Annotated in this window: 16 protein-coding genes; 12 read left to right on the top strand and 4 right to left on the bottom strand. The window is 62.5% G+C overall.

The features are described 5' to 3' along the window. Window positions 1-155 precede the first annotated feature (155 nt). Window positions 156-797, top strand: coding sequence for an OmpA family protein (locus MST27_RS22735; protein ID WP_476756127.1), 642 nt, complete (start codon window positions 156-158; stop codon window positions 795-797). 92 nt (window positions 798-889) lie between these two features. Here MST27_RS22735 and MST27_RS05620 read toward each other — a convergent pair whose 3' ends face one another. Next, the gene (locus tag MST27_RS05620) at window positions 890-1,354 is read right to left on the bottom strand and encodes a CopD family protein (RefSeq protein ID WP_243605020.1); all 465 of its coding nucleotides are present in this window, start codon (window positions 1,352-1,354) and stop codon (window positions 890-892) included. A gap of 84 nt (window positions 1,355-1,438) precedes the next feature. Here MST27_RS05620 and dinG point away from each other — a divergent pair, with 84 nt between their 5' ends. From dinG to pdxH, 4 genes are all read left to right on the top strand, one after another. Beyond that, window positions 1,439-3,583, top strand: a complete 2,145-nt coding sequence (gene dinG, locus MST27_RS05615; protein ID WP_243605019.1) for an ATP-dependent DNA helicase DinG — start codon at window positions 1,439-1,441, stop codon at window positions 3,581-3,583. A 147-nt stretch (window positions 3,584-3,730) separates the two neighbouring features. Further along, the gene (locus MST27_RS05610; protein WP_243605018.1) at window positions 3,731-4,879 is read left to right on the top strand and encodes a serine hydrolase domain-containing protein; all 1,149 of its coding nucleotides are present in this window, start codon (window positions 3,731-3,733) and stop codon (window positions 4,877-4,879) included. A 140-nt stretch (window positions 4,880-5,019) separates the two neighbouring features. After that, complete coding sequence (locus MST27_RS05605; RefSeq protein WP_243605017.1) at window positions 5,020-5,652, top strand: OmpA family protein; 633 nt, start codon at window positions 5,020-5,022, stop codon at window positions 5,650-5,652. A gap of 129 nt (window positions 5,653-5,781) precedes the next feature. Next, window positions 5,782-6,429, top strand: coding sequence for a pyridoxamine 5'-phosphate oxidase (pdxH, locus tag MST27_RS05600; protein ID WP_243605016.1), 648 nt, complete (start codon window positions 5,782-5,784; stop codon window positions 6,427-6,429). 45 nt (window positions 6,430-6,474) lie between these two features. Here the strand turns inward: pdxH and MST27_RS05595 are convergent, their stop codons facing one another. After that, the gene (locus tag MST27_RS05595) at window positions 6,475-6,714 is read right to left on the bottom strand and encodes a hypothetical protein (protein WP_243605015.1); all 240 of its coding nucleotides are present in this window, start codon (window positions 6,712-6,714) and stop codon (window positions 6,475-6,477) included. Between the two features lie 181 nt (window positions 6,715-6,895). On the opposite strand from MST27_RS05595, the gene MST27_RS05590 reads away from it, so the two are divergent. The 7 genes from MST27_RS05590 (at window position 6,896) to MST27_RS05560 (ending at window position 13,354) form a co-directional block, all read left to right on the top strand. Next, entirely contained in the window at window positions 6,896-7,357 is a 462-nt protein-coding gene (locus MST27_RS05590; RefSeq protein WP_243605014.1) for an outer membrane lipoprotein, read from the top strand. Between the two features lie 289 nt (window positions 7,358-7,646). After that, window positions 7,647-10,439, top strand: coding sequence for a monovalent cation/H+ antiporter subunit A (locus MST27_RS05585; RefSeq protein WP_243605013.1), 2,793 nt, complete (start codon window positions 7,647-7,649; stop codon window positions 10,437-10,439). Further along, on the top strand, window positions 10,439-10,768 hold the full coding sequence (locus tag MST27_RS05580; protein ID WP_243605012.1) for a Na+/H+ antiporter subunit C: 330 nt from the start codon (window positions 10,439-10,441) through the stop codon (window positions 10,766-10,768). Before MST27_RS05585 ends, MST27_RS05580 begins: the two co-directional genes overlap by 1 nt. Further along, a complete protein-coding gene (locus MST27_RS05575) occupies window positions 10,765-12,267 on the top strand; it encodes a monovalent cation/H+ antiporter subunit D (RefSeq protein ID WP_243605011.1) in 1,503 nt (500 codons plus the stop codon). The genes MST27_RS05580 and MST27_RS05575 overlap by 4 nt, the downstream gene beginning before the upstream one ends. Beyond that, entirely contained in the window at window positions 12,264-12,761 is a 498-nt protein-coding gene (locus MST27_RS05570; protein WP_243605010.1) for a Na+/H+ antiporter subunit E, read from the top strand. Before MST27_RS05575 ends, MST27_RS05570 begins: the two co-directional genes overlap by 4 nt. Beyond that, window positions 12,746-13,015 (top strand): K+/H+ antiporter subunit F, encoded by a 270-nt coding sequence (locus MST27_RS05565; protein ID WP_243605009.1) that lies wholly within the window; start codon window positions 12,746-12,748, stop codon window positions 13,013-13,015. Before MST27_RS05570 ends, MST27_RS05565 begins: the two co-directional genes overlap by 16 nt. Before the next feature lie 9 nt (window positions 13,016-13,024). Further along, complete coding sequence (locus tag MST27_RS05560) at window positions 13,025-13,354, top strand: Na+/H+ antiporter subunit G (RefSeq protein ID WP_243605008.1); 330 nt, start codon at window positions 13,025-13,027, stop codon at window positions 13,352-13,354. Between the two features lie 20 nt (window positions 13,355-13,374). On the opposite strand, the gene MST27_RS05555 is transcribed toward MST27_RS05560, so the two are convergent. Both MST27_RS05555 and map read right to left on the bottom strand, forming a co-directional pair. Continuing rightward, window positions 13,375-16,077: a [protein-PII] uridylyltransferase gene (locus MST27_RS05555; protein ID WP_243605007.1), complete on the bottom strand. Its 2,703-nt coding sequence runs from the start codon at window positions 16,075-16,077 to the stop codon at window positions 13,375-13,377. 28 nt (window positions 16,078-16,105) lie between these two features. Continuing rightward, window positions 16,106-16,888 carry a type I methionyl aminopeptidase gene (map, locus tag MST27_RS05550; RefSeq protein WP_243605006.1) on the bottom strand — a complete coding sequence of 261 codons (783 nt, stop codon included), beginning with the start codon at window positions 16,886-16,888 and terminating at the stop codon, window positions 16,106-16,108. Window positions 16,889-17,126: the final 238 nt, after the last annotated feature.

The following is a 17,126-nucleotide window of genomic DNA, read 5'->3' as shown; positions in this document are numbered from 1 at the left end:
TCAGGTGCCGACGGGTGCGGATAACGCTGCTCGATGCGCCTGTCAAAGCGTCAAGACTAGCGCGGCGGCGCATGCCGGCCTAGTCTCGTTACAACTGGAGCAGCTTATGCCGCCCGCATAACGCTCTGGCCGATCCCATATCAGGAGGTTTATCGATGAGTAGCATACGGACAGCAGTACCCGTGATAGTAATGACCACCGTCCTGGCCGGTTGTGCAGGGGTGCAGAAAGAGGATTGGCCCACTTGTGCGGCTGTAGGCGGTGTGACCGGTGCCGCGCTCGGGGCAATCGAAAGCAGCACTTACGCCGGTTACGGTGCGCTGATCGGCGGTGGCATGGCAGCGGCTTATTGCTGGGCCAACGGCACCGAGCAGGAAACCGTGGCGATGGTCGAAACCGTTCAGCCCGAGCCGGCACCCGCCGCGCCAGAGCCTGAGCCGGCCGCCGAGCCTGTCCGCGTCGAACTGGACGTGAAGTTCGACTTCGACCGAGCCGAGGTCAAGCAGGACAGCATGGATGACATCCGTGACCTGGCCGACTTCATGAAGCAGTACGGGCAGACCACCACGGTTGTCGAAGGCCATACCGACTCCGTCGGCACCGACGCCTACAACCAGCGCCTGTCCGAGCGTCGCGCCAATGCGGTTCGTGATGTCCTGGTGAACCAGTATGGTCTCGATGGCAGCCGGGTCGACTCGGTTGGTTACGGCGAGTCCCGCCCGGTGGCTGACAACTCCACCGAGGAAGGTCGTGCGATCAACCGTCGGGTAGAGGCGGAAGTAGAAGCCCGTCCCTGACTGATCGTCGGACCGGGCATTGCCTGGCGGTGTGGGGCTGGCATGGTTGCCAAGCTTGAGTGCCGCCGGGTCATGCCCGGTTTTTATTGGACCTAGAACATCGGGCGCGCGCTGGCCAGTGCTATCACCAGCACGCCCAGCAGCAGGTTGACACCCACCAGGCGGCGAATCTGCGCCAGTACGGCCCCGCCAGCCGGCCAGTCCTTGGCGGCAACGGCCCGTTTCAGCGCCGGCAGCTGCAATAGCTGGATGCGCAGGAACAGCGCCAGCATGACCAGGTAGCCACCAGCCATGATGTGCACGTAGCGGGGCGCTGCGCCCAGGCTGTCGAAGCGCATGTGCCACATCCCCAGACCGCTGATCGGCAATATCAGTACGGCTACCCATACCCACACGAAAAACCGTCGGAACACCTCCGCCCAGAGCGTCAGGCGTTCGGGGGGCTGCAGCCGCGCGCCAGCGGCAGGGCGCAGCACCATCCAGGCGAAAAACATTCCGCCTACCCAGAGCATGGCAGTCAGTACATGCGGGACGTAGAACAGCGCGAAAGGGGGCATGAAAATCTCCGGTGGCGGTTGGGGAATCGCGCGCTATCATAGCCGCCCAATCAGAATGCTGAAGATATATACAGCCCCGCGCTCATGCTCAGCACCGAACTCAAGACCCAGATCCAGGGGGCCTACTCTCGCTTTCTCGAGGCCAAAGGGCTCAAGCCGCGCTATGGCCAGCGCCTCATGATTGCCGAGGTGGCGAAAGTGCTCGGCGCCATCGAGGCCGATGACGAGGGCCGTCGCGCCGGTGAGCCTGCCGTTGTCGCGGTCGAGGCGGGCACCGGCACCGGCAAGACGGTCGCCTACAGCCTGGCGGCGATCCCCACGGCCAAGGCTGCGGGCAAACGTCTGGTGATAGCGACCGCGACCGTCGCGCTACAGGAACAGATCGTATACAAGGATCTGCCGGACCTGATGCGCAACAGCGGGCTCGACTTTTCGTTTTCCCTGGCCAAGGGGCGCGGCCGATATCTGTGTTTGTCCAAGCTCGACGTGTTGCTTCAGGAAGGTCAGGCGCAGAGCGCCACCGCCCAGTTGTTCGAAGAGGAGGGGTTTCGCATCGACGTCGACGAGCGCAGCCAAAAGCTCTTCGGCAGCATGATCGAAAAGCTTGCCGGCAACCGTTGGGACGGGGATCGAGACAGCTGGCCAGAGGAGCTCGCGGACGCTGACTGGGGCCAGCTCACCACCGATCACAGCCAGTGTACGGGCCGACATTGCCCGAACTTCCAGCAGTGCGCGTTCTACAAGGCGCGCGAGGGCATGACCAAGGTCGACGTGATCGTGACCAACCACGACATGGTGCTCGCCGATCTGGCGCTTGGCGGGGGCGCGGTGCTGCCGGACCCACGCGACACGCTCTATGTCTTCGATGAGGGGCATCATCTGCCGGACAAGGCGATCGGCCATTTCGCCCATTTCACCCGCCTGCGCTCGACTGCCGACTGGCTCGGTCAGGTCGAGAAGAACCTGACGAAGCTGCTCGCGCAGCATCCTCTGCCGGGCGATCTCGGGCGGTTGGTCGAAGCGGTTCCAGAGATCGCCCGCGAACTGCGTACCCAGCAGCAGTTCATGTTCAGCGCTTGCGAGCAGATCGCCGACTTCCGGGCAGGGGAGGACATGGAGGGGCGTGAGCGGCCCCGTCATCGCTTCGTTGGCGGCGTGGTGCCCGACCACCTGGTGGAGCTCGGGCTGGAGCTGAAAAAGGGCTTCGCCAAGTTGACGGATCTGTTCACGCGCCTGGCCGAGTTGCTCAAGGAGGCGATGGACGGCGAAGCCAGCGTCGGCATCGCCAGCCATCAGGCGGAGGAGTGGTACCCCCTGTTCGGCAGTCTCTTGACCCGGGCCCAGAACAACTGGGATCTGTGGTCTGCCTTTACCCTCGACGATCCCGAGGACAGCCCTCCAATGGCCCGCTGGTTGACGTTGGCCGAAGGCGGTGCCCTGTTCGATATCGAAGTGAACGCGAGCCCGATCCTGGCTGCGGAAACGCTGCGCCGCAATCTCTGGAACGTCTGCTACGGGGCGTTGGTGACCTCTGCCACGCTCACAGCCTTGAACAGTTTCGACCGATACCGCATGCGTGCGGGGCTGCCGCGTTGTGCGGTCACGGCGGTGGTGCCGAGCCCGTTCCATCACGCCGATGCCGGTGTGTTGCGCGTCCCCGATCTGATGGCCGACCCGCGCGATGCAACGGTACATACCGCCGCGATCGTCAGAGAGCTGCCTCGGCTGGTCGAGGGCTCTCAGGGGACACTGGTGCTGTTTTCCTCGCGCCGGCAGATGCAGGACGTGTTCGACGGTCTGGAGCGCGATTGGCGTCGGCGGGTTCTGATCCAGGGAAATCTGTCTAAGCAGGAAACGCTGAACAAGCACAAGGCCCGCGTGGATGGTGGCGAGCCGAGCGTGCTTTTCGGACTGGCCAGCTTCGCCGAGGGTGTGGATCTGCCTGGCCGCTACTGCGAGCATGTCGTGATTGCCAAGATTCCATTCGCCGTCCCGGATGACCCTGTCGAGGCTGCCCTGGCGGAATGGATCGAGGCGCGTGGTGGTAATCCCTTCATGGAGATTGCCGTCCCGGACGCGTCATTGCGCCTGGTGCAGGCCTGCGGGCGGCTACTGCGTACCGAGGAGGATCGGGGCACCATCACCTTGCTCGATCGCCGTGTGGTGACCCAGCGCTATGGCAAGGCCATCCTCAACGCCTTGCCGCCGTTCCGCCGCGAGATCCAATGAATATTGGCGATGGCCGGCGCGGCTCATTGCATCTGATCCGCCGACATTCGGCTGGCTGATCGCCGGGTCTGGGGACGTCGTCGGCTTTCCCTTCTGGCGGCGGGGCGACGACAATGGGCGTCGATTTCCAAATGGGCGGAGCATAGCGTGCAAATTCAGGGCTTTTTCGACCTGCGCTTCGAAGCGGTCAGGGACGCCTTCGAGGCGCTTTTTCAGCAGAGCCAGCAGCGGGGTGCTGCCGTCTGCGTGAAGATTGGGGGCGAAACCGTCGTCGATCTGTGGGCGGGCGTCGCCGACAATGCGGGAGAACAGGCCTGGGAGAGCGATACCCTCGTCAATCTGTTCTCCTGCACCAAAACCTTCACGGCGGTGGCGGCGCTGCAACTGGTTGGCGAGGGCAAGCTACAGCTCGATGAGCCTGCCGCGCGCCTCTGGCCGGAGTTCGCCGCGAATGGCAAGCAGGGCATCACGCTGCGGCAGTTGCTCAGTCATCGTGCGGGACTGCCCGCGATCCGCCGGCCGCTGCCTCCCGAAGCGTTGTATGAATGGGACACCATGACAGCCGCGCTGGCGGCCGAGCAGCCTTGGTGGACGCCAGGCGATGGGCATGGTTATGCCGCGATCACTTACGGCTGGCTGCTAGGCGAATTGATCCGACGTGCCGACGGGCGCGAACCGGGCGCGGCGATCGTCGCCCGCACCGCCCAGCCGCTGGGGTTGGATTTCCACATTGGCCTGGCTGACTCCGAATTCCAGCGCGTCGGCTACCTGACCCGGCAGAAGAACAATTTCGGCGATGCAGCGGCGCAGCGCTTGTTCCGCGCGATGACAGGCGACCCGCAGGCGCTGAGCGCGCGAGCGTTCGGTAATCCGCCATCGATCATGAACAGCGGGAACAAGCCGGAATGGCGCCGGATGAGCCAGCCGGCGGCTAATGGTCACGGCAACGCCCGGGCGTTGGCCGGCTTCTACGACGGGTTGTTGCATGGAGAGCTGCTGGATTCGGACTTGCTCGCTGAGATGACGCGGGAGCATAGCGTCGGTGAGGACCGTACCCTGCTGACCATGACGCGCTTCGCCCTGGGTTGCTGGCTCGACCTTCCGGATGTCGCCAACGCCACCTTCGGCATGGGCGAAAGGAGCTTCGGGCATCCCGGAGCGGGTGGCAGCATCGGCTTTGCCGATCCTGATCGCGATCTGGCGTTCGGCTTCGTCACCAATACCTTGGGGCCTTATGTGCTGATGGACCCACGCGCCCAGGCGCTAGCGCGAGCCGTCAAACTCTGCCTGGGTTGAACCACTCGTCTAATAGAGATGTCGAGACTTTTCATAACAATGACCTGCGTCCACAATCTGAGACGAAACCTTGCATTAAGCTGCGCCTTGACCACGTACGGCTTTGTCTTCGCAACTTCATCTTTCACGGAAACTGGCACATGAAACTGCTGAAAAGCGCCTCCCTGATCTTCTGTCTGGTCATCGCCGGCTGTAGTTCGGATAGCAAGAAACCGGCTGAGGAGGTTGCTGCGGTGCCAGAGCCTGTGGTTGATCCGGCCTGGCTGGATGCCTATGAGCCACGGCTCCGCGATGCGCTGAAGGACAGCAGCTTCGAGGTCGACCGTCGCGACGGCATGCTGGTAGTAACCGCGCCTGTCGATGCCTCCTTCAATCCTGATCGTCCCGGCATGCTCCTGCCCGTCACGCTGGGGCCGATCAGTCGCGTGGCTAAGCTGGTCGAGGGAGATGAAAAGACGGCCGTCGTGGTTCTCGGGCATGCCGATGCCACCGGTTCGGTGGAGGTCAATCGCGAAGTGAGCCGCAAGCGTGCGGGCGCCGTAGCCGCCATCTTCCGCCTGAGCGGCCTCAAGCATGATCGACTGCGAATTCGCGGGCTGGGTTCGGATATGCCGCGTGCCTCCAACGAGCACGCCGAAGGGCGGGCATTGAACCGCCGAGTGGAGATGCTGCTGGCACCGCAAGCGACCTTGCTGGCGCTGGTCGCTCGGTACAACGAGCCGGTCACCGAGCCGACGCGCGTGGCGACCGCCGAGGTGACGCAGGCGAAGTGAGAGGTTGATGTTGATCAGGCGTGGCCATAGCCAGGCCTTTTCTGTTTGGCCTTGTGTTGCGTTGAATCAAGCGAGATGCGCCGGCAAACCCGCTAAGCTTCGGCTCCTACCGATTCGAGGAGGCTTGCGATGACACAGACCCTGGCCGACATGCGCCGCGACTACACCCGTGAAGGACTTAGCGAAACCAATGCGCCCGACGAGCCGTTCGGGCTGTTTCGCCAGTGGTTCGATGAGGCTGTCCAGACCGAACAACTCCCGGTCGAGCCCAACGCCATGACCCTCGCCACCGTCGATGCCGAGGGCCGGCCGCACTGCCGCGTGCTGCTGCTCAAGGCGCTCGACGAGCGGGGTTTCACCTTCTTCAGTAATTACGACAGCGCAAAGGCCGAGCAATTGGAGGCGTGCCCCTTTGCCGCCATGACCTTCTTCTGGCCAACGCTCGAGCGCCAGGTGCGTATCGAAGGCCGCGTGGAAAAGGTCAGCGCCGAAGAATCCAACGCCTATTTCCAGGTGCGACCGCTAGGCAGTCGGCTAGGTGCCTGGGCATCGCCGCAGAGCCGCGTCATCCGCGATCGCGCCGAGCTGGAGCGGTTGCTGGCCGAGACCGAGCGGCGCTTCCTCAACGAAGCGCCATCTTGCCCGCCGCACTGGGGCGGATATCGTTTGTTGCCCGAGCGTATCGAGTTCTGGCAGGGCCGGCCGAGCCGGCTGCATGACCGGCTGAATTACCGTCGTGTTGCCGCCAATTGGTCGCTTGAGCGACTCGCCCCCTGAGCTGCCTGCCGCGCTTGGTCGGCTCTCGCTTCGAGGGCCCTGAGTTCACTTGCATGACTCGTAGCGTTCGAGTTCCCGTTCCAGCCAGGGTTGCAGCTCGCGTCGCTTGACCTTGGCCTCGCGTGCTGCTGCCAGACGCTGCAATGCCCATTCGCGCCGGCCTGGATCCTCGCCCGCCAATGCGAGGGCCAGGTCGCGGTCTGCCCAGCGCCTGAAGCGAACGAATAGCCAGCCATGGAATGCCAAGCCGGCGAAGGTTGTAATGGCGATGATGAAATAATCCACGGCGCAATCTCTCGCAGATAGCCTCGATCCATCCGGCGCGTAGGCGCGGTGGGATCGCCTCGGGTAAAGTAAGGTCCTATCCCCTGAATGCTGAGTCAGCACGCGGCGATTGCCAAGCGCTGTTTCGCCGCAGCGATGACGTCGGCCGTCGGGATGAATTTCGTTTCCCAGGAGACTACCCATGCGCAACTCGATCCTTTTCGCTTCCTTTGCCGCCGTGGCGTTGGCGCTGGGCGGCTGTACATCCAACCTAACGGGCGACTCCTACTCGCGCGATGAGGCACGTCAGGTCCAGACCGTCCGCTATGGGACGATCGAGTCGTTGCGTCCGGTCAAGCTGGAAGGCACCAAGACACCGATCGGCACGGGTGCCGGGGCAGTCGTCGGCGGGATTGCCGGCAGCGGCGTCGGTGGTGGGCGCGGCAGTGCTGTGGCTGCGGTGATTGGCGCCGTGGCGGGCGGCATGCTCGGCTCGGCGGCCGAAGAGGGTATTACCCGGACACAGGGCGTGGAGATCACGGTGCGCGAGGACGACGGCAACATGCGGGCCTATGTCCAGGAGGTCGAGCCGAACCAGGTCTTTCAGGTCGGCCAGCGCGTGAGAATTATGACTGTCAACGGGACCAGTCGCGTCGCACCATGACCGGTTTGGCGGGTTGATCGCCGTTTTTCGACCGGCCGCGGACACGCCGCCGGTCGAGCGGGTCGCTCGTCGGGCGTTGGCCTACGAGTGTCGTCCTCGGATGCGTGCTCATGCATCCAGCCGCGGGCTAGAGCCGCGCCATTAGTTTTTCGAAATACATGAATCCATGACGATAGTGCCATCGTTATGGATAATCGGCGCACATCGCCATGCCGCTTCGAGCTGAAGTCTGGTCTAGCTAGGGATAAGAACGTCGCGCACAGGCGCGGCATAAAAGGGGTCTTTGCTCATGGCGCTCGCGCTAATCATCGCTCTGCCATTTCTGGGGATATGCCTGCCGCTGCTGTTCGAACGCTTTGGGCGCTCGGCGTGCGCGTTCGGCGCCGGATTGGCACCGCTGGCGGCGCTCGTTCTGTTGCTTTCCAAGCGCGCCGAGGTCTTCGGTGGCGAAACGCTGATGGTGTCGCAGCCCTGGTTGCCAGAGTTGGGGCTCAACCTCAGCCTGAGGCTGGACGGGTTGGGCTTCCTGTTCGCGCTGCTGATCCTTGGCATTGGTCTGTTGGTCATCCTCTATGCGCGCTACTACCTCGCCAAACAGGAGCCTATCGGCCGATTTTTCGGCTATTTCCTGATGTTCATGGGCGCGATGCTTGGCGTCGTGCTGTCCGAAAACCTGCTCCTGATGCTGATGTTCTGGGAGCTGACCAGCCTTTCTTCCTTCTTGCTCATCGGCTTCTGGAGCCATCGTTCCGATGCCCGGCAGGGTGCGCGCATGGCCTTGACCGTCACGGGAGGCGGCGGACTGGCGTTGCTGGCCGGTATTCTGCTGATCGGTCATATCGTCGGCAGCTTCGAGCTCAGCGACGTGCTCGTCTCCGGGGATCTGATCCGCAGTCACGGCCTCTACCCGTTGACGCTCATCCTGGTGCTGCTCGGCGTGTTCACCAAGTCGGCACAGTTCCCGTTCCACTTCTGGTTGCCGCAGGCCATGGCCGCCCCGACGCCGGTATCGGCGTTTCTGCATTCGGCGACCATGGTCAAGGCCGGCGTCTTCCTGCTTGCGCGCCTTTATCCAGCACTTTCGGACTCGGAATGGTGGTTCTATCTGGTCAGTCTGACCGGGTTGGCAACGTTGCTGCTCGGCGCGGTGATGGCGCTGTTCCAGCATGATCTGAAGGGGTTGCTGGCGTATTCGACGATCAGCCATCTGGGTCTCATCACGCTGCTGTTCGGCCTGGATTCGCCCATGGGCGCAGTTGCGGCGATCTTTCATATCATCAACCATGCGACCTTCAAGGCGTCGCTATTCATGGCGGCCGGCATCATCGACCATGAAACCGGAACCCGCGACATGCGACGGATCAACGGCATGCTCAAGTACATGCCGCACACCGCCGCGCTGGCCATGGTTGCCTCGTTGGCAATGGCTGGGGTCCCGCTGCTCAATGGCTTCCTGAGCAAGGAGATGTTCTTCGCCGAGACGCTCGATCAGCATCTGCTGGGAAGCTTCTACTGGACCATCCCGACGCTCGCGACCCTGGCGAGTGCGTTCTCGGTCGCTTACTCGCTGCGTTTCGTGCATGACGTGTTCTTCAATGGCGAGCCGGTGGACCTGCCCAAGTACCCCCCGCACGAGCCGGCGCGCTACATGAAGATCCCGGTCGAGATCCTCGTGCTGCTCTGCCTGCTGGTGGGCACGCTGCCGGCGTACACCGTGGCCCCCTTGCTCGCCGCTGCGGTGTCCGGAAGCCTGAACGGGAATGTGCCGGAATACAGCCTCGCTATCTGGCACGGCTTCAACCTGCCGCTGGTGATGAGTTTCGTGGCGCTGGCCGGTGGCCTGTTGATCTATTCGATGCGCAAATGGGCGTTTCGCTGGTACGAGGGGCTGCCGAGGGTCGACTCGCTGCAGGTATTCGCCGTCGTGGTCGACCGCATCGCCGCTACCGCCCGCTGGATCACCGAACGTTTGGAAAACGGCTCGCTGCAGCGCTACCTGGCGTTGATGTTGCTGAGCACCCTGGTGTTGGTCGTGTTCGCGCTGACCCCTCTGCAGGCGCTACGGGGTCCGATCCAGCCAACGCCTCTCGACAGCATCACCGTGGTTGGGTTGGGCATCCTTTCGCTGAGTTCGGTACTCACCGTCATCTTCCACCGGCGCCGCCTGATGGCGCTGATCGTGCTCAGCGTGGTAGGGCTCATGGTGTCGTTGGCCTTCGCCCGCTATTCGGCACCGGACCTGGCGCTGACTCAGCTATCGGTCGAGGTGGTGACCATCATCCTGTTGATCCTCGCGCTCTTCTTCATGCCCGATCGCACGCCTGTCGAATCCAGCAGTCTGCGAAGCTTCCGTGATCTGATCCTGGCCGGCACCTTCGGCACCATGATCGCGCTTCTGGCCTATGCGGTCCTGACACGGCCGTACGAGAGCATTGCGTCGTTCTTCCTGGAGAACAGCGTACCGGGCGGGGGCGGGACCAACGTGGTGAACGTGATCCTGGTCGACTTCCGTGGCTTCGATACGCTCGGAGAGATCACCGTCCTGGCGATCGCCGCGGTAGGCATTTTCGGATTGCTCCACCGGCTTCGGCTGCCTCATCCGGTGCGTGATTACGGTGGCCGACTGTGGTCGACCGACCGCCATCCGATGGTGCTCGATACGCTGTCTCGTGCGCTGCTGCCCATGGCACTGCTGATCTCGGTCTTCATTTTCCTGCGCGGGCATAACCTGCCGGGCGGTGGCTTCATCGCCGGGCTGATTACGGCGGTCGCGCTGATTCTCCAATACATCTCTCACGGCGTGACCTGGGCGCAGGCGCGTCAGCCGTTCAGCTACCACGCCATCGCGGGCGCCGGTGTGCTGATCGCCGGGCTGACCGGGCTCGGTAGCTGGCTGTTCGGGCGCCCGTTCCTGACTTCCGCGTTCGGCCATTTTCATTTGCCGCTGGTAGGTGAATTCGAGCTGGCGACGGCCATGCTTTTCGACCTGGGTGTGTACCTCACCGTGGTCGCGGCGACACTGCTGATCCTGTCGAACATTGGCCACGTCAGCCAGGGCGAGTCTTGCAAGGAGGTGCTGTAATGGAAGCCGTACTGGCGATAACGCTCGGGATCATGACGGCCAGCGGCGTCTACCTGCTGTTGCGGGCGCGTATCTTTCCGGTGGTGATGGGCCTGACTTTGATTTCCTACGCAGTGAATCTGTTCATCTTCGCCATGGGACGCCTCGTCACTGGCGCACCCGCCGTCATCGGGCGAAGTGCCGAATACGGCGACCCCTTGCCGCAGGCACTGGTTCTGACGGCCATCGTAATCGGCTTTGCCATGACCGCCTTCGTGGTCGTGCTGGCGCTGCGCGGGCTAGGCGAGTTGCGCACTGACCACGTTGACGGGCGGGAGCCGCGCGAATGAATCACGCGATGATCCTGCCGATACTCTTGCCGCTATTCACGGGCTGCGCGCTGTTGCTTCTGCATCGCGCCAGCTTGCGTGTGAAGCGGTTGCTGTCGCTGGTCGCCACCTGGTTACTGGTACCGCTGTCGCTTTGGTTGCTGGCGGTTGCGGATACCGGCGTGCTTCAGGTCTACAGGCTGGGAGACTGGGCGCCACCGTTCGGCATCATGCTGTTACTGGACCGCCTGAGCGCCCTGATGCTGCTCGTCACGTCCTGGCTGGCGGGCTTCGCCGTGCTCTATGCCTGTCGCGGCGATGACGAGCGTGGCCCGAACTTCCACGCCTTGTTCCAGTTCCAGCTGATGGGTATCAATGGCGCCTTCCTGACCGGCGACCTGTTCAACCTTTTCGTGTTCTTCGAGGTATTGCTGATTTCCTCGTATGCGCTGCTGCTGCACGGGCAGGGGGCGCGGCGTGTCCAGGCCGGTATCCATTACGTTGTGCTGAACCTGCTCGGCTCTTCGCTCTTCCTGATCGGGGTCAGCATGCTCTACGGCCTGACCGGCACCCTGAACATGGTCGACCTGGCCATTCGTGTCGGTGCGGCGGACCCGGCCGACGCGCCGCTGCTGGCGGCGGCTGGCTATCTGTTGCTGGTGGTCTTCGGGCTGAAGGGCGCCATCCTGCCGCTGTATTTCTGGTTGCCGCGAGCCTATGCGTCGGCGACGGCCCCGGTGGCTGCGCTCTTCGCGATCATGACCAAGCTCGGACTCTATGCAGTCGTCCGTGTCTTCACGCTGATCTACGGGAGTGAAGCGGGCACGCTGGAGGGCATGGTGCTTGACTGGTTATGGCCGTTGTCGATGCTGACGCTGGTCGGTGGTGTGCTGGGCGCGCTGGCGGCGCAAAACCTGCAACTGGTGCTGTCGTACCTGGTGGTGGTATCGGTCGGCACGTTGCTCGCGGGTGTCGCCCTCGGCTCGGAAACCGGCCTCGCCGCGGCGCTGTATTACCTGTTGCACAGCACGCTGATCTCTGGCGGGTTGTTCCTGGTTGCCGATCTGATCGCCCGTCAGCGCGGGGATGCGGCAGGCGAGCTGGTGTCGGCGCCGGCCGTTCGGCAGCCGTTGATGCTGGGCGCGATGTTTTTCGCCGGTGCCATCTCGATTGCCGGTTTGCCCCCGTTCTCGGGCTTCATCGGCAAGCTCATGCTGTTGCGCGCCGTACCCACAGGACTCGATGCGGCGCTCCTCTGGCCAGTTGTGCTGATCGGTGGCCTGGGCATGTTGATCGCACTGAACCGCGCCGGAAGCATGGTGTTCTGGCGAGCCAGCGATGCTGCGACTGTGGCGACGCCAGCCGACCCGGTACGGGTGGCTGCGGCGGTCGGCCTGCTGTTGGGTAGCCTGGTCATGGTCGGGGCTGCAAACCCCATCCAGGCGTATGTGCAGGCCGCGGCAGCTCAGTTGTTCGATCTGATGCCCTATATGCAGATCATCCAGGGAGGTGGCGCATGAGAAGGTTGCTGCCGAATCCGGCGCTGACACTGCTGCTGGCGTTGCTCTGGTTGCTGCTCAACAACACCTGGGCCGCGGGCCATGTGCTGCTCGGGTTGTTTCTGGGGTGGGCGATCCCGCTGCTCGTACGAGGTTTTCTCATCGAGGTGCCCGCGGTGCGGAGCCCGCTCAAGCTCCTGGGGTTTACCTTGAAGGTGCTCTATGACATCGCGGTTGCCAATATACACGTGGCCAAACTGGTACTTGGCCCGCGCGGGCAGCTGCAACCGGCATTCATCGAAGTACCGATGGAAATCGAGCATCCGTTCGTCCTTGCCGTGCTGACCAGTATCATTTCGCTGACGCCTGGGACCGTTTCGGCGTCCCTGCGTGCCGATCACAAGGTGTTGCTGATCCATGCGCTGGATGCTCCGGATATCGAAACGCTGATAGCAGAAGTGAAGAGTCGCTACGAAACCCCGCTGCTGGAGATATTCGTATGCTCGCGTTCGTAATTCCGCTGTGCATGGGTGTGATCGGGGCCGCTGCGGTTCTCAATCTGGTGCGCCTGGTGCAAGGACCCGACATGCCAGACCGGGTCCTGGCTCTCGACACGCTCTATATCAACGCGCTGGCCATGATCGTGCTGTTTGGCATCTGGCTGGCATCAGATCTTTTCTTCGAGGCCGCGCTGCTGATTGCGGTGATGGGCTTCGTCAGTACCGTTGCGGTGGGCAAGCATCTGCTGCACGGTGACATCATCGATTGAGGACCTGCGATGCCATTCTGGATCGAAGTGCTGGTGAGTCTGTTTCTTCTGGTCGGCAGCGCCTTTGCGCTGGTCGGCGCCATCGGTCTCTATCGCCTGCCGGATTTCTTCACCAGGCTGCATGGCCCGACCAAGGCCACCACGCTCGGCGTAGGCGGCATTGTCATTGGGTCGATGATCTTTTTCAGCCACCAGGGTGAGGGGCTGAGCATGCACGAGATCCTGATCACCCTCTTTTTATTCCTGACCGCACCGGTCAGCGCCCATGTCCTGGCCAAGGCGGCCATGCAGCAGAAGCTGCCGGTGACCGCCAAGACCCGCGGAAAGCCCTGGGACTGACGGTCGCAGCGGGGGGCAGCTCAGATGACGATGCTGCTGGGTGATGGTTGGCGCTCGTTTTCCTGAGAGAGCTGCTTGATCATCGCCTGCTGTAGCTTGAGGCACAGCTGCGGATCCGATAGCGGCTGATTATCCGCATTGGTCACGAAGAACACGTCTTCGACGCGTTCGCCGAGCGTGGCGATTTTCGCGTTCTGCACCGAAAGATCGAAATCCAGGAACAGCTGACCGATACGGGCCAGCAATCCCGGGCGGTCAGGAGCGACCACCTCGATGATGGTCTGCGGGCGCTGCATGTCGTTGTGAATGGTGACCTGCGGCGGAAAGGCGAAGTGCTTGAGCTGCCGAGGAACGCGTTTCTGGATGATGGTCAGATAGTCATCCGGGTTGCGCAGGGCGTCGATCAGGCCCTGGCGGATTTCCTCGGTGCGTTCCGGGTCGTTGCCGATCGGGCTGCCGTCGGCATCCAGCACGATGTAGGTGTCGAGCGTGAACTGGCTGCTCGAGGTGATGATCCGGGCATCGTGGATGTTCAGGTTCAGCTGGTCCATCGCGGCGACCGTTACGGCAAAAAAGTCGTGCTGGTCGGGCGCATAGATGAAGATCTGCGTGCCCCCTTCGAACTCGCGCTGGGTCGTCTCCTTGATCAGAACCAGCGGGCCGCCGTCGCTTGGGTGCTCGATGATCGCCTCGGTATGCCAGGCGACGTCGGTAGAGCTGTGGCGCATGAAGTAGTCGTCCCCCAGTTGCGCCCAGAGCTGTTCGGCGTCGTCGGGGTCGGTGCCGTTGCGCACCAGATTGTCGAGTGCGGCGCGCTGGGTCTGGCGGATCTGCTCCTCGCGGTCGAGCGGATTTTCCAGGCCGCGGCGCAACGCTCGCTTGGTTTCGGTGTATAGCTGGCGCAACAGGCTGGCACGCCATGAATTCCACAGTGTCGGATTGGTCGCGTTGATGTCGGCGACCGTGAGCACGTAGAGATAGTCCAGGTGCGTTTCGTCACCGACCTGTTGCGCGAAATCGTTGATCACCTGCGGGTCGGACAGATCCTTCCGCTGCGCGGTGGTCGACATTGCCAGATGATTTTCGACCAGCCAGACCACCAGGCGGGTATCCCAGGCAGGGAGTTTGTGGCGAACGCAAAAGGCTTGGGCATCTACCGCACCCAGTTCGGAGTGATCACCGCCACGGCCCTTGGCGATGTCGTGGTAAAGGCCGGCAATGTAGATCAGCTCGGGTTTCGGTAGACGCTCGACCAGCTTGCTGGCCAGCGGATACTTTTCGGCGACACCCGGCTTGCTGAGCTTGCGCAGGTACTTGATGACGTTCAGCGTGTGGGCGTCGACGGTGTATATGTGGAACAGGTCGTGTTGCATCTGGCCGACGATATGCCCGAACTCCGGCAGATAGCGCCCCAGGATCCCATAGCGGTTCATCCGGCGCAGGTTGCGATGGATGCCTTCCTTGCACTTGAACAGTTCGATGAAGAGGCTGGTGTTGCGGATGTCGCTGCGGAAATCGTCATCGATCAGGTGTCGGTGATCACGCAACAACCGGATCGTTTCGGCGCGTACGCCCTGGATCTCGGGATGTTGGGCGAGCAGGACGAAGGTCTCCAGGATGGCGAACGGGCGGCGCTTGAATACCGAGTCATTGGCGACTTCCAGATACCCGTCACGCACCACGAATCGGCTGTTCAGCGCCACGGCAGGACCCGTTTCGCCTTCCCAGAGGATGACCTCGGCAAAATGCTGCCCGACCAGGTCGCTGAGCTCGGAAATGCTCATGACCACGCGGTAGTACTTCTGCATGAATCGCTCGATGGCGAGCTTCGCGTCGCTGTCCTCGTAGCCAAGCATTGCCGCCAGGCTGCGCTGGTGATCGAAGAGCAGGCGATCCTCGGCGCGTCCGGCCAGCATGTGCAGACCGTAGCGAACGCGCCAGATGAATTCCTGGCTGGAAACCAGCAGGCTGTATTCGCCTTCGGTAAGAAAGCCCTGGTCGACAATGGCGCTCAGGTTCAGGCTGCCGAACTGGCGCCGCGCAATCCATAGGATGGTCTGAATGTCGCGCAGGCCACCCGGCGAACCCTTTACGTTGGGTTCGAGGTTGTATTCGGTGTTGTTGTACTTCGAATGCCGGGCTGCTTGTTCGGCGCGTTTGGCCAGGAAGAAATCCTTGCTGGGCCACATCTCGCTCGGGCTGGTCACCCGGAGCATTTCCTGGCGCAGCTGTTCAGGGCCGGCAACCGTCCGGCTTTCCATCAGGTTGGTGATGACCGTCAGGTCCGCGCGGGCCTCTTCTGCGCACTCGGCAACCGAGCGTACGCTTTGTCCGACCTCGAGGCCGATGTCCCAAAGCAGGGTCAGAAAACCTTCGATGGCGTCGCGAAAGGTTTCCTGGTTGCTGTCGTCAAGGAGGATCAGCAGGTCGATGTCGGAATAGGGGTGCAGTTCGCCCCGTCCGTAACCGCCCACGGCCACCAGTGCGATTTCGCCGTCGGCGCTCCAGTCGAAGCGCTCCCAGGCGGCACGCAGGATCTGATCGACGAACCAGGCGCGATCTTCGATCAGGCGGCGGATGTCGCGACCGGCAAGAAAACGTTCGTCGAGCACCTCGCGGGCGCGGCGGATAACCTTCTTGAAGGCTGCGATCGGGCTGGCTTTGAGCGCCAGTTCGGCCTGGAACTGGCTGCGATCGAACAGATCGGGGTCAACCTGGGGCATGATCGTCTCCTAGAAGGGGCCGGTGATATCAGGGCGAGGTACGGGCGATGGTGTCGTCGCTGCGTAGCGTCAGGATCTCATAGCCATCGGCGGTCACCGCAATGGTGTGTTCCCATTGCGCAGACAGCTTCCGGTCCTTGGTGATCGCAGTCCAGCCGTCGCCCAGCAGGCGGGTTTCGGAGCGGCCCTGATTGATCATCGGCTCGATGGTGAAGGTCATGCCTTCTTTCAGTTCGAGGCCCGTGCCGGCGCGGCCATAGTGAAGCACTTGCGGCTCTTCGTGGAAGACCTTGCCGATCCCGTGACCACAGTATTCACGAACGACCGAGAATCCGTGCTTCTCCGCGTGTTTCTGGATCACCTCGCCGATGTCGCCCAGCCGGGCGCCTGGTCGAACGATCTCAATGCCCTTGTAGAGGCATTCCTGGGTGATCCGGCAGAGCCGCTCGGCCCATTCCGGCGCCCTGCCGACAAGGAACATCTTGCTGGTGTCGCCGTGGTAGCCGTCCTTGATAACAGTGATATCGATGTTGAGGATGTCGCCATCCTTGAGCGGCTTGTCGTTGGGGATGCCGTGGCAGACCACGTGGTTGATCGACGTGCAGATCGACTTCGGGTAGCCCTTGTAATTGAGTGGGGCTGGTATTGCCTGCTGGACGTTGACGATATGGTCATGGCATCGCCGGTCGAGCTCTTCGGTAGTGACACCGGGCTTGACGTATTCGCCGATCATTTCCAGTACTTCGGCGGCCAGGCGACCGGCTACACGCATCTTCTCGATTTCATCAGGTGTTTTTATCGATACGGTCATGCAATCCTCTTGGCGCCAAGAGGCGCAGGCGGAAAAACGAAAGGCCAGATGATAAACCAAAGCACTGGTGGCCTGCAGGCGACACCAGGCTTTCGGCCCTTGGGGCAGCGCATGCCGATGAAAGATGCGCTAGCCTGAGGTGCCCCTTTGTGCTATAAAACGCGCCGCTCTGCGGGAGTGCCCGCTAGAGCTTGACCCCACACACGTATCGACACGGTATCCTGGGTGCTCGCAAGAG

Source organism: Stutzerimonas marianensis, from assembly GCF_022810315.1.
In the GTDB taxonomy this organism is placed as follows: domain Bacteria; phylum Pseudomonadota; class Gammaproteobacteria; order Pseudomonadales; family Pseudomonadaceae; genus Stutzerimonas; species Stutzerimonas marianensis.
This window is presented reverse-complemented; position numbering and strand designations above follow the sequence as displayed.

What these genes read in the sequence shown, in the direction of transcription:
- MST27_RS05575 (WP_243605011.1), top strand. Translation starts at nt 10,765, where the DNA reads ATGAATCACGCGATGATCCTGCCGATACTCTTGCCGCTATTCACGGGC.
- dinG (WP_243605019.1), top strand. Translation starts at nt 1,439, where the DNA reads ATGCTCAGCACCGAACTCAAGACCCAGATCCAGGGGGCCTACTCTCGC.
- MST27_RS22735 (WP_476756127.1), top strand. Translation starts at nt 156, where the DNA reads ATGAGTAGCATACGGACAGCAGTACCCGTGATAGTAATGACCACCGTC.
- MST27_RS05580 (WP_243605012.1), top strand. Translation starts at nt 10,439, where the DNA reads ATGGAAGCCGTACTGGCGATAACGCTCGGGATCATGACGGCCAGCGGC.
- pdxH (WP_243605016.1), top strand. Translation starts at nt 5,782, where the DNA reads ATGACACAGACCCTGGCCGACATGCGCCGCGACTACACCCGTGAAGGA.
- MST27_RS05560 (WP_243605008.1), top strand. Translation starts at nt 13,025, where the DNA reads ATGCCATTCTGGATCGAAGTGCTGGTGAGTCTGTTTCTTCTGGTCGGC.
- MST27_RS05570 (WP_243605010.1), top strand. Translation starts at nt 12,264, where the DNA reads ATGAGAAGGTTGCTGCCGAATCCGGCGCTGACACTGCTGCTGGCGTTG.
- MST27_RS05565 (WP_243605009.1), top strand. Translation starts at nt 12,746, where the DNA reads ATGCTCGCGTTCGTAATTCCGCTGTGCATGGGTGTGATCGGGGCCGCT.
- MST27_RS05590 (WP_243605014.1), top strand. Translation starts at nt 6,896, where the DNA reads ATGCGCAACTCGATCCTTTTCGCTTCCTTTGCCGCCGTGGCGTTGGCG.
- MST27_RS05620 (WP_243605020.1), bottom strand. Translation starts at nt 1,354, where the DNA reads ATGCCCCCTTTCGCGCTGTTCTACGTCCCGCATGTACTGACTGCCATG.
- MST27_RS05605 (WP_243605017.1), top strand. Translation starts at nt 5,020, where the DNA reads ATGAAACTGCTGAAAAGCGCCTCCCTGATCTTCTGTCTGGTCATCGCC.
- MST27_RS05585 (WP_243605013.1), top strand. Translation starts at nt 7,647, where the DNA reads ATGGCGCTCGCGCTAATCATCGCTCTGCCATTTCTGGGGATATGCCTG.
- MST27_RS05555 (WP_243605007.1), bottom strand. Translation starts at nt 16,077, where the DNA reads ATGCCCCAGGTTGACCCCGATCTGTTCGATCGCAGCCAGTTCCAGGCC.
- map (WP_243605006.1), bottom strand. Translation starts at nt 16,888, where the DNA reads ATGACCGTATCGATAAAAACACCTGATGAAATCGAGAAGATGCGTGTA.